Annotated in this window: 11 protein-coding genes; 3 read left to right on the top strand and 8 right to left on the bottom strand. The window is 71.0% G+C overall.

Annotated features, from left to right (window positions below; all coding sequences use genetic code 11):
* The 8 genes from ppsA to cra all read right to left on the bottom strand — a co-directional run bounded on the left by ppsA (window position 1) and on the right by cra (window position 9,116).
* Entirely contained in the window at window positions 1-2,361 is a 2,361-nt protein-coding gene (gene ppsA, locus CYFUS_RS02975; protein WP_095991765.1) for a phosphoenolpyruvate synthase, read from the bottom strand.
* Window positions 2,362-2,547: 186 nt separating this feature from the next.
* A complete protein-coding gene (locus CYFUS_RS02970; protein WP_095983844.1) occupies window positions 2,548-3,282 on the bottom strand; it encodes an immunity 52 family protein in 735 nt (244 codons plus the stop codon).
* Between the two features lie 12 nt (window positions 3,283-3,294).
* Entirely contained in the window at window positions 3,295-5,121 is a 1,827-nt protein-coding gene (locus tag CYFUS_RS02965; protein WP_095983843.1) for a Tox-REase-5 domain-containing protein, read from the bottom strand.
* A 66-nt stretch (window positions 5,122-5,187) separates the two neighbouring features.
* Window positions 5,188-5,865, bottom strand: coding sequence for an acireductone synthase (gene mtnC, locus CYFUS_RS02960; protein ID WP_095983842.1), 678 nt, complete (start codon window positions 5,863-5,865; stop codon window positions 5,188-5,190).
* Between the two features lie 5 nt (window positions 5,866-5,870).
* Window positions 5,871-6,413 carry a 1,2-dihydroxy-3-keto-5-methylthiopentene dioxygenase gene (locus CYFUS_RS02955; protein WP_095983841.1) on the bottom strand — a complete coding sequence of 181 codons (543 nt, stop codon included), beginning with the start codon at window positions 6,411-6,413 and terminating at the stop codon, window positions 5,871-5,873.
* On the bottom strand, window positions 6,410-7,024 hold the full coding sequence (locus CYFUS_RS02950) for a methylthioribulose 1-phosphate dehydratase (protein ID WP_232537323.1): 615 nt from the start codon (window positions 7,022-7,024) through the stop codon (window positions 6,410-6,412). Before CYFUS_RS02950 ends, CYFUS_RS02955 begins: the two co-directional genes overlap by 4 nt.
* A 29-nt stretch (window positions 7,025-7,053) precedes the next feature.
* A complete protein-coding gene (locus CYFUS_RS02945; protein WP_095983839.1) occupies window positions 7,054-8,082 on the bottom strand; it encodes an LLM class flavin-dependent oxidoreductase in 1,029 nt (342 codons plus the stop codon).
* Between the two features lie 47 nt (window positions 8,083-8,129).
* Complete coding sequence (cra, locus tag CYFUS_RS02940) at window positions 8,130-9,116, bottom strand: catabolite repressor/activator (RefSeq protein WP_232537322.1); 987 nt, start codon at window positions 9,114-9,116, stop codon at window positions 8,130-8,132.
* A 139-nt stretch (window positions 9,117-9,255) separates the two neighbouring features.
* On the opposite strand from cra, the gene ptsP reads away from it, so the two are divergent.
* From ptsP to CYFUS_RS02925, 3 genes are read left to right on the top strand one after another with little or no spacing between them, the layout of a single operon-like run.
* Window positions 9,256-12,114 (top strand): phosphoenolpyruvate--protein phosphotransferase, encoded by a 2,859-nt coding sequence (ptsP, locus tag CYFUS_RS02935; RefSeq protein WP_095983838.1) that lies wholly within the window; start codon window positions 9,256-9,258, stop codon window positions 12,112-12,114.
* Entirely contained in the window at window positions 12,114-13,085 is a 972-nt protein-coding gene (gene pfkB / locus CYFUS_RS02930) for a 1-phosphofructokinase (RefSeq protein ID WP_095983837.1), read from the top strand. Before ptsP ends, pfkB begins: the two co-directional genes overlap by 1 nt.
* The gene (locus CYFUS_RS02925) at window positions 13,082-14,890 is read left to right on the top strand and encodes a PTS fructose-like transporter subunit IIB (protein WP_095983836.1); all 1,809 of its coding nucleotides are present in this window, start codon (window positions 13,082-13,084) and stop codon (window positions 14,888-14,890) included. The genes pfkB and CYFUS_RS02925 overlap by 4 nt, the downstream gene beginning before the upstream one ends.
* Window positions 14,891-14,894: the final 4 nt, after the last annotated feature.

The following is a 14,894-nucleotide window of genomic DNA, read 5'->3' as shown; positions in this document are numbered from 1 at the left end:
TCACGAAGGAGTGCCTCGGGCTGCCTCCAACAGCAGCCGGCGTTCGGCGGCGGCCACCACCCGCCGCGCATCTCCCACCGCGCCGGGGTCCACCGAGATGGAGGTGATTCCCGCCCGCACCAGGTGCTCGGCGAACTCGGGCCGGTTCGAGGGGGCCTGGCCGCACAGCGAGCACGTCACCCCCGCTTCCCGGCTGGAGCGGATGATGCGGACAATGGCATCCAGCACCGCCGCGTCCGACTCGTCGAACAGCTCCGCGCACGTCTCCGAGTCCCGGTCCACCCCGAGCATGAGCTGGGTCAAATCGTTGGAGCCGATCGAGACTCCCGTCACGCCCAGCCGCGCGTACTCGGGGATGCGGTACACCACCGAGGGCACCTCCGCCATCACCCAGCGCTCCAGCCCGCGCTGCCGCCCCAGGGGGCTGGTGTCCATCAATTCCAGACACGCCTCCAGCTCCCAGAGCGTGCGCACGAAGGGAATCATCACGTGCAGGTTGGGGGACTGCTCCCGCACCCGCGCGAGCGCCTCCAATTCCAGCCGGAACACCTCCGGCTCGCGCAGGTAGCGGTAGCAGCCGCGAAAGCCGATCATCGGGTTGGCCTCGCCGGGCTCGTACTCCGCGCCGCCCTCCAGTCCCCGGAACTCGTTGGTGCGGAAGTCCGTCGTCCGGTACACCACCGGCCGCGGATGGAACGCCCGGGCGATCTCCAGGAGCGGGCCCACCATGCGCTCCACGAACTCGCGCTGGCGCCCCTCGGCGATCAGCTTGCGCGGGTGGACTCCGCCCAGCGCATCGGTGAGGAGGAACTCCGCCCGCAGGAGCCCCACGCCGTCCACGGGCAGCGCGGCCGCCTCGCGCGCCTGTCCCGGCAGGGCCAGGTTCACGTACAGCTTCGTCGCCAGGGGCTCGGGCTCGCCCGCGGCGACGGCGCGGGGTGCCTCGACGAGCCGTGCCGCTTCCACCCGGGGCGGGACCACCTCCTCCACCCGGCCCTCGAACACCTCGCCCGAGCGCCCATCCACCGTCACTTCCTCGCCGTCGCGAAGCACGCGCGTGGCGTTGCGCGTGCCCACCACGCAGGGCAGGCGCAGCTCGCGGCTGACGATGGCCGCGTGGCTCGTCATGCCTCCGCTGTCGGTGATGATGGCCACGGCCCGGCGCATGGTGGCCACCCAGTCGGGTGACGTCATGGGGGCGACGAGCACCTCGCCCTTCTTCAACCGCCCGCCCTCCTCGGGGCGGCTCAGCACCCTCACCTTCCCGGTGACACGCCCCGGCGAGGCGCCCAGTCCCGTCACGAGCGCGGGCTTCCGGGCCTCCTCCCGCTTCGACTCGGGCGCCCCCTGGCCCAGGGTGGTGATGGGCCGCGACTGCACCAGGTACAGCCGCCCTCCCTGCTCGGCCCACTCGATGTCCTGGGGCGAGCCATAGTGCGACTCCACGCGCGCGCCCAGGCGAGCCAGTGTCAGCACCTCCTCGTCCGCCAGCACGCGCTCGCGGGCCCGCTCCTCGCTCAGCTCCACGCGCCGGTCTCCCCCCTCGGGCGAGCGCTCCAGCAGGAAGTCCTTGTGCCCCACCCGCACCTCGCGCAGCCGCGGGCCCTGCTTGTCCACCGTGTACGTGTCCGGCTCCACCTGCCCGCCCACCACCACCTCGCCCAGGCCCCAGGCGGCCTCGATGATGAGCCGGCGCGTGTCCCCCGTGGCCGGGTCCGCGGTGAACATCACTCCCGAGCGCGCCGAGTCCACCATCTCCTGCACCACCACCGCGAGGGCGGGCAGCTCGGTGAGGCCCTGGCTCTTGCGGTAGGCCACCACCCGCTGTCCGAACGCCGAGGCCCAGCAGTCGCGCAGCCGTGCCAGCACGGCCTCGTCCCCCAGCACATGGGTATAGGATTCGTGCATGCCGGCGAACGAGGTGGCGGCCGTGTCCTCGTCCGTCGCCGAGGAGCGCACGGCCACCACCCCCTCGTGGCCCAGCTGGTGGTAGGCCGCGAGCAGGGCCTCGCACAGCTCGGCGGGCAGATCCACCTGACGCACGAACTCGCGCAGCTCGGCCGAGCGCTCCGCCAACGACTCCGGGTCGTCCACGTCGATGTCCCGCCACAGCTCTTCCAGCCGCGAGCGCACCGGCCGCAGGGCTTCCCGGAAGGACTCCGACGTCACCACGAAACCCCGGGGGACTGGCAGCCCCGCCTGGGTCATCTCGCCCAGGTTGGCGCCCTTGCCTCCCGCGAGCGGCACGTCCTCGCGCGAGAGGGAATCGAACCACACCACCCAGGGATGCCGCTGCTCGCCCGGGCGCTCACCTCGCGTGTCCCGGAGTGGCGCCTGCTCCGTCTCCGTCGTCGGTTCCATGCACCACAGGGTGGGGATGGGCGCGGCGCGGAGCGACCTGTCGGAGGGCAGGCACCAAACGAACGGCTTGCCCTCGAATGGATGGCCTCCCAAGCCGGGCGAAGTCATTCCTTCAGGGGTCAGAACGCCGTGGCCGACTTATGGGGTATGTCCACTGAAACGGGGCAGGCTCACCCGGACCTCGGCTCAGACCTTCGGCCGGGCAGACGGGTGGACCATCAACCGGAACAGCCCCCGCTCCTCCAGCAGCTTCTGTATGCGCCAGGCGAGCGCAACGTGCTCGGGATTGCTCGGAGTGAGCCGCTCGGAAGTCAGGGTGACGAGCGTACCCTTGTCACCTACGGGCTCCACGTGCACGGGCGCGGGTAGCGCTGGCACCTCGCCACGTTCCCGCGAGAAGTACGTCATCCAACCCACGAAACAGCCGAGCCGACTGCCTCCGGAGAGTTCGTCCCACAGTCCATCGGCCGTCGCGACCGCCCACTCCGGCTCCCAGGCCACCGCGATGGCACGCATGGCGCCAGAGACGACAGGCCCCGTGACTACGCGCTCCTGACCCAGGGCCTCCTTGGGGAGGGAGAGCCAGAGATAGTTCGGAGCAAACTCCGCCGCCGACCCACAGCTAAGCGTCACCCCCCCACCCTTGCCCTGCTCCACGTGCCCCGTCCAGGCGCCGAACGCAAACCCGTCGTCCAGGATCTGGTACTTCTCCCGTCCGAAGAACCTCTGGAACGTCTCGCGGGTGGGCTCAAACCCAAGCTGTAGCGCCTCCCGGGCAGAGTTGCCCTTCTCGTACCATTGCGTGAAGTCGGAGTGGCACTCCCCGAGAAGGCGGAAGAATGTCTCCGCGCGCCGAGCGCATTCGTCGGCCGGCTCCGGACGGTGTCCCCAGTACGCTTTGATTCCGTACCTCTCGCTCATGCGCGGTACTCCTCACTTGACCGGCGCAGTGTAAACGACCTCTATGCTTCCAAGGTCCGCCTCGCCGAAATGCTTCCGAAGCACGGCCACCATCCGAGGCTCGGCGACGTGCCAGCGGATCGGTTGCCCGGCTGCCATCCGATACTGACGTGCAGCTTGTTTGAGCAAGTCCTCCAGGCCGCCGTAGAACTCGTGCACAGGGTTGAGGTCCTTGTCGAACCACTGTTCGTACCCGCGCGCCTTGCCCTCAAGCAGCACTCCCTCAGTTGAATCAAAGCCGTCGTACTCGACGCACTTCCCATTCCGGCACACCTTGTAACACCAGCCTTTGGGGGCACCAGTCACCTGGGCCTGGTAGGCCCGGGCCTGCTCCGACATGCTCGAGGTGTCCTCTACCCACTGACCGGGCCCACCAACCGGAGGCCACCCGCCACCGCCTCCCGCGCCATGGGCGCCCGTGTTGGCCATGTGCAGCACGTAGGTGGCGCTCAGCGCCGGCGCGGCCGCGGTGGCAACACTCCCCACGGGCACGGCCACCAACCGCACCGCCAGGACCCCGTCACCCGAGAGCGACAGCAGGGGCACCGTGAGGCCTCCCAGCTTGCCGCCCCAGGCCGCCACCTTCGCGGTTCCAGCACCGGCCGTGCCCACCGTCAGCACCGCGCCCGTCGCGAGCCGCGACACGGTGCGCACCTTCTCAGCGTAGGGCTTGTGGCGAAACTCCTCCCACAGTTGCGGCGAGTTCTCGTAGAGCTGCCTCACCGCCCCAGGGAGTTGCGCGAGCCCCTCCAACGTCTCACTCGTGTAGAAGACGAGCCGGTAGAGGCCCTCCACCATGTCCACCACCGCGAGCACCGCCCCTTCGGCTACCGCGAGCGCTGGATTGTCGTCGGGCTCATACAGACCCGCCGGACGCGCCCCTTTCGGAACCTCGAGCCTCTGGTCCACCGGGAAGAGGCGCTCCCCATCAATGGCGTAGAAGGGGCCCACCTCGAACCGCCCGGCCCGTAGCGTCCCGTCCTCGGCGAGCACCACCTGCCCGGCTTTCTGGACCGCCACTCCCGAGGTGGCCCTCACCAGATAGCCATCCGGGCGCAGCACCAGCAGCCGCGAAAAGCGCCGCATGCGCGCGTGGAACTCGTCCCGCGTGACGACCCGCTCCCCCGTGGCCACCTCCATGAGGAGGTGAGCCGCCATCCGTCGCATCCCGAAGTTTCCCAGTGTCAGCGGCGTGGCGAGCAGATGGGGTACCAACTCCAATGCCTGCTGAGGCGTCAGCGTGCGCCCGTCCCTGGGCAGCGCGGTGCCAGGCACGCCAGCCTGCACGAGGAAGCCCTGGAAGTAGTCGAGCGTCATGGGCACCTCGAACGGCCGCCCGTCGCCCACTCCATCCGGCCATCCAATGCCCTTCCCCGCCAGGTGTACCTCCTCGTCCACCTCGCTCCCGCGGCGCGCCCGGTACCGAAGCCGCTCCGCCGCCCCGCCAACCTTGGCCGTGCCCTCCTCCGCCGCGACAGAGGCGTTGCGCTCCTCGGCGCCGGCGGCAGTACCCTCCAGGTCCTCGCGGGCTCCCCCGGGCCTCGATACCGACGCCGCCCGGGCCCTGACAGCGCTCTCCTCTACCTCGGGACTCGTGCGATGTACGCGCCCCCCGTGGCGCGTCGGGCCCGCGAGCATCCCGCCCATGGGGTAGCCCGTCGCGCACGCCGTCGGCAGCGCAAGCACCCACAGCACCACCGCACGCGAGGTCCACCACGGCCTGTCCCGCGAACTCCGCCGAGCCTCGAGCTGCGTACCGCCGCCCTTCCCCGCCCCAGGACTTCGGGACTCCTTCGACATGGCGCTGGCCTTTCCCCCAGGTGAAACAACCCTGAAGGATACCTACCCAAACCTGGTTGGGATGGCTTAGACGGACAGCTCGTCGAAGCTGTGCGCCACCGGGTGCGGCCCCGGATCCACGGCGGGGCCCTCGCCGCGCATGAGGCAAGCGGTGTGCAGACCCGAGACAGCCGCCGCGTCCAGCTCCGCCCGCACGTCCGACAGGAAGAGGATGTCCGCGGCGGGCAATCCCAGCTCCCGGACGATCTCCGCGTAGGAGGCCGCCTCTCTCTTGCCGCCGATGCCGGTGTCGAAGTACCCGCGGAACAGCGGCGTCAGGTCCCCGAAGCGGGTGTGGCGGAAGAGCAGCATCTGCGCGTGCACCGAGCCCGAGGAGTAGACGTACAGGCGCAATCCCCGGGCATGCCACTCGCGCAGCCGCCGGGCGGCGTCCTCATAGACGTGGCCCTGGAAGTCTCCCTGCCGGTAGCCCTCCTCCCACATGAGGCCCTGGAGCCCCTTGAGCGGCCCCACCTTCCGGTCCTCCTCCATCCACCGCCGCAGCACGGCCACGAGTCGCGCGTCGTCCAGGTCGCCCCCGGCCAGCTCCCGGGCCCCGTCCAACAACCGGCGCACCTGGGGCTCGTGGCCACGAGCGCGCACGAAGTCCTCCAGGTGGCGCGCCGCGTACGGGAAGAGCACCTCGTGGACGAAGGACAGGCTCGAGGTGGTGCCCTCGATGTCGGTGACGATGGCCCGGAGCATGTGGCTCATTCCAGACGGGGAAAGCGCGAGGCGATGTCATCGCCCGTCATCCGCGCGATCCACCCTTCCTTGTTGGTGAAGAGGCGGATGGCCGTGAAGCTCGGCCGGGGACCCATGTCGAACCAGTGCGGCGTCCCGTCCGGCACGCTGATGAGGTCGTCCTTCTCGCACAGCACGAAGAAGACGCGGCCCGCCTTGTGGATGCAGAACAGGCCCTTTCCCTCGACGAAGAAGCGCACCTCGTCCTCGCTGTGCGTGTGCTCCTCGAGGAACTTGGCGCGCATCGCCTCGCGCTGCGGGTGGTCCGGCACCATGCCCAGCACGTCCACCGATTGCAGGCCGCGCTCCTCCATCAGCCGCCGCACCGGCCCCGCGTAGGCCGCGAGGATCTCCTCCTGGCCCGCTCCGGGCTTCAGCGGCAGGTTCGCCTCCCAGCGCTCGAAGCGGATGCCCACTTCGCCCAGCTCGCGCCGGATGGTGTCGAAGTCGCGCGTGTGCACCCGCGCCCGCGCACTGTCTGCCTCGTCGAAAACCCTCAACTCGCTCATCGGCTCAACCTCCTGACTTCCAACTCGCACGCCAGCAGGAACTCGAACGCTTCCACATGCCGCCGGGCTTCCGCCACCGAGCGGCCCCACGTGTACAGCCCATGGCCCTCGATGAGGTAACCCGGCAGGCCAGGGTGCTCGCTCAAGTGGGCCTCCACGCGGGCGGCCAGCCGGGGAATATCCTGATCATTGCCGAACACGGGCACCTCCAGGCGCGCCGTGTGCGAGTCCACTCCGGGCAGGGCCTTGAGCACCTCGTAGCCCTCGAGCACCACGCCGCCGGGGCTCAGGCGCGAGAGCACCGTGGCCGCCAGCGAGTGCGTGTGCAGCACCGCCCCCACGTCCGGCCCGCTCCGGTAGCGCCGCAGGTGCAACGCCGTCTCCGCCGAGGGCTTGCCACCCGGGGGCCGCACATCCTTCAGGGTCTCATCGTCCAGGCCCACCACCAGGAAGTCCCCGACTCCGAGCTCGCCCTTGTGACGGCCCGAGGCGGTGATGACCATGTGGTGCGCATCCAGCCGCGCCGAGAAGTTGCCGGCGGTGGCCGGCACCCAACCCCGATCGAAGAAGAGCCGGCCCGCGCGGCTCAACTCCTCGCTTCGAGCGCTCATCTGCTCCATGCCGTCCATGGCCGCGAACTCTACACCGGAGACGGGGTCTGGGGAGCCGGAGCACTCGCGGCGAGTGCATCGCGCACCTGTGCGGCGAGCTCGAAGGAGCGCACCCGGGCGGCATGATCGTGGATCTGCGCGGTCACCATCAGCTCGTCCGCGCGCGTGCGCTGGAGGAAGCGCTCCAGCCCCTGGCGCACGGTGGAGGGCGAGCCCACGAACGAACAGGCCAGCGCGTGCTCCACCCGGGCGCGCTCCAGCTCCGTCCAGCGCGCGTCCATGTCGTCCACGGGCGGCTGCATGATTCCAGGCGTGCCGCGCTGCAGGTTGAGGAAGTGCTGCTGGAGCGTGGTGAAGAGGCGCGTGGCCTCGGCGTCCGTGTCGGCGGCGAAGACGTTGGCGCAGAGCATGACGTAGGGCCGTGCCAGGGCCTCGGAGGGCTTGAACTGCTCGCGGTACATCTCGATGGCCGACCACATCAGCTCGGGGGCGAAGTGGGAGGCGAAGGCGAACGGCAGGCCGAGCGCGGCGGCGAGCTGGGCGCTGAAGAGGCTGGAGCCCAACAGCCACAGGGGCACGTTGAGCCCCTCGCCCGGCACGGCCCGCGTCCGCTGGCCGGGCGTGGCCGGACGGAAGTAGGACTGCAGCTCGAGCACGTCCTGGGGGAAGGAATCGGAGCTGGCCACGAGGTTGCGGCGCAAGGCCTGGGCCGTGCGCTGATCCGTCCCCGGCGCCCGCCCGAGCCCCAGGTCGATGCGGCCCGGGTAGAGCGACTCCAGCGTGCCGAACTGCTCGGCGATCACCAACGGCGAGTGGTTGGGCAGCATGATGCCTCCCGACCCGACCCGGATGGTGGAGGTGCCACCGGCCACGTGGCCGATGACCACCGAGGTCGCCGCGCTGGCGATGCCCGGCATGCCGTGGTGCTCGGCCAACCAGTAGCGCCGGAATCCCCAGCGCTCGGCGTGGCGGGCCAGGTCCAGGGAGTTGCGGAAGGACTGCGCGGCGTCGAACCCCTTGAGGATGGGCGACAGATCGAGGACGGAGAAGGGAACCATGGCCCTGTCATACAACCGGGCCCGCTCCATGGCATCCCCAACAGCCCTCAGTCCCGGCGCTTGAGCTCCCGGGCCACCACCTCGCAGCCAGGCGTGTAGGTGCCACGCACCGCGTCCAGGGCGCGCGCCAGGGTCACCTCGGCGATGCGCTCGTGCCGCTGCGGCAGCGAGTTGATCCGCAACGGCAGGAAGTCCAGCAGGCGGTCATCCCCGAACGTCGCCATCCGCAGCGACCGGGGCAGGCCGTCGGGGAACTGGAGCAGCACGTCGAGCACGCCCTGCATCAGCGTGTACGAGCACGTGACGAGCGCGTCGGGCAGGCCATGCTTCTCGATCAGCTCGCGCATCATCTGGGCACCGCTCTCCCGGTCGTAGCGCGCCCCGGACAGCTCGTGCACGTGCTCGATCTGCCCCTGCACCGCGCGCCGGAAGCCCTCGCGCCGCTCGACGGTGACCGCCAGCGAGGGCACCGCGTCCAGCCAGGCCACGCGCCGCGTGCCCTCTTGGATCACCGAGCGCGTCAGCGTCTCGGCCGCCAGGGTGTTCTCGCTCACGACACACACGAAGCGCTCCGGGTTGAGCGCCCGGTCCACGGCGATCACCGGCGTGCCCGACTCCATCAGCCCCGCGTAGAACGTGTCCTCGGGCGGCAGCGAGCTCGCGACGATCAGCGCATCACAGCGCCGCGCGCGCAGCATCAGCGCCAGCTCCCGCTCGGTGTGCGGCTCGTCGTCGGAGCCGACGATCAACAACTGGTAGCCCTCGCGCCGCGCGCCGTGCTCGAACAGCTTGGCCAGCCGCGCGTAGCTCACGTTCTCCAGATCCGGAACGATGAGGCCCAGGGTGCGGCTGGCGCCGCGCCGCAACGCCGCCGCCTGGGCGTCGATGCGGAAGTTGTGGTGCTCGACCACCGCCATCACCCGAGCCGCCGTCTTGGCGCTGATGCGTCGGGCCTCTGCCTGCCCGTTGAGCACGTAGCTGGCCGTGGTCCGCGAGACCCCCGCCAGGCGAGCGATGTCCGTCAGTGTCATCATGGCTTCCCGCGCAATGAACTCCCCGACCCGACACTCATGTCATCCCGAAATTTTCGGGTGGCACAAACCTATTTTACCCAAAAGGGTGACACGATTCAGCATCTCCATTATAAGCGGCAAAACAAGGAGACCGCAATAGATGCTAATGCTGACACGAGACGACGTCCAGCTCGGTTGTCATGCCGCGGACTGGAGGGGGGCCTTGGCTCAAGCAGCGGCGGCACTGGTCGACGCGGGCCGGGTCTCGGTCGAGTACGGGGAGGGATTGATCGCCCGGGAAGCCCAGTCCTCCACCTACCTCGGCAAGGGGATCGCCATTCCGCACGGCACGCCGGAGAGCCGCCGCCACGTCCGCTCCACGGGCGTGCGAGTGCTGCAATTTCCCCAGGGCGTGGCGTGGCATGACGGCTCGCGCGTCAACCTGCTGGTGACGATCGCCGCGCAGTCCGACGAGCACCTGGACATCCTGCGCCAGCTCACGCACGTGCTGGACCGGGAAGGCGTGGCCGAGTCGCTGGCGAGCGCGACGAGTCCCGAGGAGGTCATCGCCACGCTCTCGCGCCAGCCGGTGACGGCGAAGCTCGACGCCCAGACGCTCAGCCTGGGCCTGCCCGTGAAGGACCGGTGGGAGCTGGCGCTCGCCGCCGCGGCCCGGCTGCGTCACGCGGGCTGCGTGGACGCGGGCTTCGTCGCCACCATCGCCGGGCAGCCTCCCGTGTCGCTCGGCCAGGGGCTGTGGCTCGTGGTCGGCACCTCGGGCGTGCGCACCCCCGCGCTCGCGCTGGCCACGCCGGACAAGTCCCTCCGGGACGAGGCCGGAGACGTGGCGGGCGTCTTCTGCCTCGCCGCCCAGGGCGACGCGCACCGCGCCCTGCTCGAGCGGCTCGACGGGCTGCTCGCCCACGGCGAGGGCGCGCGGTTGCTCGGGCTGTCCGCGGAGGCCGTCCTGTCGCGGCTCGCCGGAGAGTCCGCCCAGGCGCAGACCGCCCGCGTCCGTCTGCTCAACGCGCATGGCCTGCACGCCCGGCCGGCCCGGGCGCTCGTCCAGGTGGCACGGGAGCAGACGCTGCCCGTGCGCGTGCGACTGCTGGAGGGCAGCGGTGAGGCGGTCTCCGCGACGAGCCTGAGCAAGGTGCTCGGCCTGGGAGCACGCCGGGGTCAGACGCTCGTGTTCTCCGCCGAGGGCGAGGGCGCCACCCAGGCCGTCTCCGCCCTGGTGGAAGCCGTGCTCGGCGGACTGGGTGAGCCGGTGACGCCCCTGAGCGAGGCGCTCGAGAAGGCGCCTGTTCCCCTCGCCCCCCGGAAGGAGCCCGTTGCCGCGCCTCCCGTGGATGAGCCCCTGACGGCCGTGCCCGCCGCGCCCGGCATCGCGATCGCGCCCGCCTACGTGCTGCGGCCCCCGGAGTTCCGCTACGCCGAGCGCGCCCAGGACGCGGCGCGGGAGCGGAGCCGGCTGGACAAGGCCCTGCTCGGCGCGAAGCAACAGCTCTCCGCGATGGTGCAGCGCACCGTGGGCAACGAAGTCGCCCAGATCATGTCCATCCACCTGGAGATGCTGGAGGACCCGGCCCTGCGCGACCCGGCGCTGGAGTCCATCGGCGAAGGCGCGTCGGCGGAGGCCAGCTGGTGGCGGGCCATCGACACGGCGGCGCGCGCCCAGGAGTCGCTGGCGGATCGCCTCCTGGCCGAGCGCGCCGCGGACCTGCGCGACGTGGGCCGGCGCGTGCTCGGACTGCTGTGCGACGTGGAGCTGCCCACGCCCCCCGAGCACCCCTACATCCTCGTGGCCGAGGACGTGGGGCCCTCGGACGTGGCCCGGCTGGACACGGCCCAGGTGCGCGGCCTCGTCACCGCGCGGGGTGGAGCCACCTCGCACAGCGCCATCCTCGCCCGGGCGCTCGGCATCGCCGCCGTGGCGGGCGCGGGCGAGGGCGTCATGGCGCTTGTCTCCGGCGTGGAGCTGATCGTCGACGGAGAGTTGGGCCGGGTGGTCGCCGCGCCGAGCCCCACGCGCCGCGAGCGCACCGAGCGGCGCATCGCGGAGCAGGAGACGCGGCGGCAGGCGGCCCACGCGCGGCGCCACGAGGAGGCGCGCACGCAGGACGGACACCGCGTGGAGGTGGCCGCCAACCTGGGCAGCACCGCGCATACCGCGGATGCCGTGGAGCGCGGCGCCGAGGGCGTGGGCCTGTTGCGCACCGAGTTCGTCTTCATGGCGCATCCCCAGGAGCCCGATCTGGCGACGCAGATCGCCGAGTACAGCAAGGCCTTCGACGCGCTCGCGGGCCGGCCGCTCGTGGCGCGCACGCTCGACGTGGGCGGGGACAAGCCCTTGTCGTACTGGCCCATGCCCCAGGAGGACAACCCGTTCCTCGGCCTGCGCGGCATCCGCCTGACGCTCACCCGACCCGAGGTGCTGGAGACCCAGTTGCGCGCCCTGCTCACCGCGGCGGGGACGCGCCCGGTGCGCATCATGTTCCCCATGGTGAAGGACCTCGAGGAGTTCCGCGCGGGCAAGGCCCTCTTCGACAAGGTGCAGGCCCAGGTGCGGGCCGCCGACGTGCAGCTCGGTGTGATGATCGAGGTGCCCTCGTGCGCGCTGCTCGCCCCGACGCTCGCCAAGGAGGCCGACTTCTTCTCCATCGGCACCAATGATCTCACCCAGTACACACTCGCCATCGATCGCGGTCATCCGCAACTGTCCGCGCAGTCCGACGCGCTCCACCCCGGCGTGCTCCAGCTCATCCGCCTGACGGTCGAGGCCGCCCATGCCGAGGGCCGCTGGGTGGGCGTGTGTGGCGAGCTCGGCTCGGATCCCCAGGCCATCCCCGTGCTGGTGGGCCTGGGCGTGGACGAGCTGTCCGTGAGCAGCCGCCGCGTGCCCCTCGTGAAGGCCCGTGTCCGTGAATTGACCCTGTCCCGAGCGCGTGAACTGGCGCGGCTCGCCCTCCAACAACCCACCGCCGCGGCCGTCCGCGAAGCCCTGGAGAACGCGTGATGGCACGCATCCTCACCCTCACCCTCAATCCCGCCCTCGATCTGACCGTCCGCGCCGGAGGCACCCTGCGGCTCGGCGAGGTCAACCGCACCGAGAGCACCCGCATCGACGCCGCCGGCAAGGGCATCAACGTGGCGCGCGTGCTCGCCAAGCTCGGCCACGACGTCACCGTCTCCGGCCTGCTCGGCGCCAACAACGAGACGGACTTCGTGCGCGCCTTCGCCGCGTGTGGCCTGCGCGACGCGTTCATCCGCGTGCCGGGCGAGACGCGCATCAACATCAAGCTGTCCGAGGCCGGCGGGCGCGTCACCGACCTGAATGGTCCTGGCCTGCGCATCCCCTCCTCCGCGCTGCAAGCCCTGTTCGCGCGGCTGGACACCCTGTTGTCCGCCGGGCTCGACGCCGTCGTCATCTCCGGCAGCCTCCCGCAGGGCATTCCCCCGTCGACCCCCTCGGACCTCATCACCCGCATCCGCGAGCACCAGGTGCCGGTCTGGCTCGACACCAGCGGAGCGGCCCTCGTGTCCGGGCTCGCCGCGCGGCCCTCGGGCGTCAAACCCAATGATCTCGAGCTGGCCGACTGGGCGGGGCATCCGCTCGACACGTACGAGGCGCGGCTCCGGGCGGCGAGGCGGCTCCATGACGATGGCATCGCGGACGTGCTCCTGTCCCTGGGTTCCGAGGGCGTGCTCTGGGCCTCGGACGGCGCCGCCCTGACCGCCACGCCGCCTCCGGTCTCCGTCGTCAGTACCGTGGGCGCGGGGGACACCCTGCTGGCCGGCACGCTGCATGGCGTGTTGTCCGGCTGGCCCCGCGAGCGCGTCCTGCGCTTCGCCACGGCGCTCGCCGCCGAGTCCGTGCGACACATCGGCGTCGGCGAGCCCGACGCCGTGGATTTCGAGCAGCTCCACCAACACACCCTCGTCCAGAGCCTGTCCATGGACCCGAGCGCCGGGGAGACGCACCCATGAACGTGATCCTCATCACGGCCTGCCCCAGCGGCGTGGCCACGACCTTCCTGGCGGCGCGGGGGCTCGAGCGCGCTGCGGCCCAGCGCGGCTGGAAGACGTCCGTGGAGATGCACGGCCAGCTCGCGCCGCTCGTCCCCATCGACGCGGCCACCCTCGAGGCCGCCCAACTGGTCGTCGTCGCGGCGAGCGCTCCGGTGGATCTCGCGCGCTTCGCGGGCAAGCGCGTCTTCCAGGCCCCCATCTCGGAGGCGCTGCCCGACCCGCGCGCGTTCCTCACCCGCGCCGAGGCCGAGGCCCGGCCCTGGAACCCCACGGTCCCCGCCAACAGCACTCCCCCATTGCCAGCGGCCACCGCGGGCTCGCCGCGCATCGTCGCCGTCACCGCCTGTCCCACGGGCGTGGCCCACACCTTCATGGCGGCCGAGGCCCTGCTGCAGGCCGGACGGGGACTCGGCTATCCGCTGCGCGTGGAGACCCAGGGCTCGGTGGGAGCGCAGGACGCGCTGACGGCGGAGGAGATCCGCGAGGCGGACGTGGTCATCCTCGCCTGTGACATCGAGGTGGACCCCTCGCGCTTCGTGGGCAAGCGCGTCTGGCGCACCTCCACGGGCGCCGCGCTGAAGAAGTCCACGCAGACCCTCCGCGAGGCCCTGGACAAGGCCACGGTCCTGGAGGGCGCGAAGGGCGAGCGGGCCGCGGCCCCCGCCGGCAAGAGCGGCCAGCGCGGACCCTACCGGCACCTGCTCACGGGCGTGTCGTTCATGCTGCCCATGGTCGTCGCGGGTGGCCTGCTCATCGCGCTGTCCTTCGTCTTCGGCATCGAGGCCTTCAAGGAGAAGGGCACGCTGGCGGCGGCGCTGATGGACATTGGAGGAGGCGCGGCGTTCAAGCTGATGGTGCCGCTGCTCGCGGGCTACATCGCGTACTCCATCGCGGACCGGCCCGGCATCGCGCCCGGCATGGTGGGCGGCTATCTGGCGAGCACCCTGGGCGCGGGCTTCCTCGGAGGCATCGCCGCGGGCTTCATCGCGGGCTATGGGGCCCAGGCCCTGAGCCGCTACGTCAAGCTGCCCGCCAGCATGGAGGCGCTCAAGCCCATCCTCATCATCCCCCTGGTGGCGAGCCTCGTCACCGGACTGGTGATGATCTACGTCATTGGCGCGCCCGTGGCCGCGCTCCTGTCTTCCGTCACCACGTTCCTCAAGACGATGAACACCGGCAACGCGCTCTTCCTGGGGGCGCTGCTGGGCGCGATGATGTGCTTCGACCTCGGCGGCCCCATCAACAAGGCGGCGTATGCCTTTGGCGTGGGGCTCATCTCGGAGAACACCTACGGGCCCATGGCCGCCATCATGGCCGCGGGCATGGTGCCGCCCATCGGCATGGGCATCGCGAGCATGCTCGCCCGCAACAAGTTCTCCAAGCCGGAGCGCGACGCGGGCAAGGCGGCGCTGGCACTGGGTCTGTGCTTCATCTCCGAGGGCGCCATCCCCTTCATGGCCAAGGATCCGCTGCGCGTGATTCCCGTCAGCGTGCTCGGGGGAGCGATCACCGGGGCCATGTCCATGTTCTTCGGCGTCCAGCTCATGGCACCCCACGGGGGCCTCTTCGTGTTGCTCATCCCCCACGCGGTGAACCACGTGCTCATCTACCTGCTGTCCATCGTCGCGGGCTCGCTCGTCATCGGCGTGGGCTACGCGCTGGTGAAGACGGGCAAGGCGGAGCTGCCCGGCACCGCGGCCACGCCCACGAAGGAGTCGGCCTCCGTCGTGGGCAAGAGCGGCGCGGCGGTCGGCTCGAACTGAGCGC

This window comes from Cystobacter fuscus, assembly GCF_002305875.1.
GTDB lineage: Bacteria > Myxococcota > Myxococcia > Myxococcales > Myxococcaceae > Cystobacter > Cystobacter fuscus_A.
Note: the sequence above shows the minus strand (reverse complement) of the source record. Positions and strands in the feature narration are given on the sequence as shown.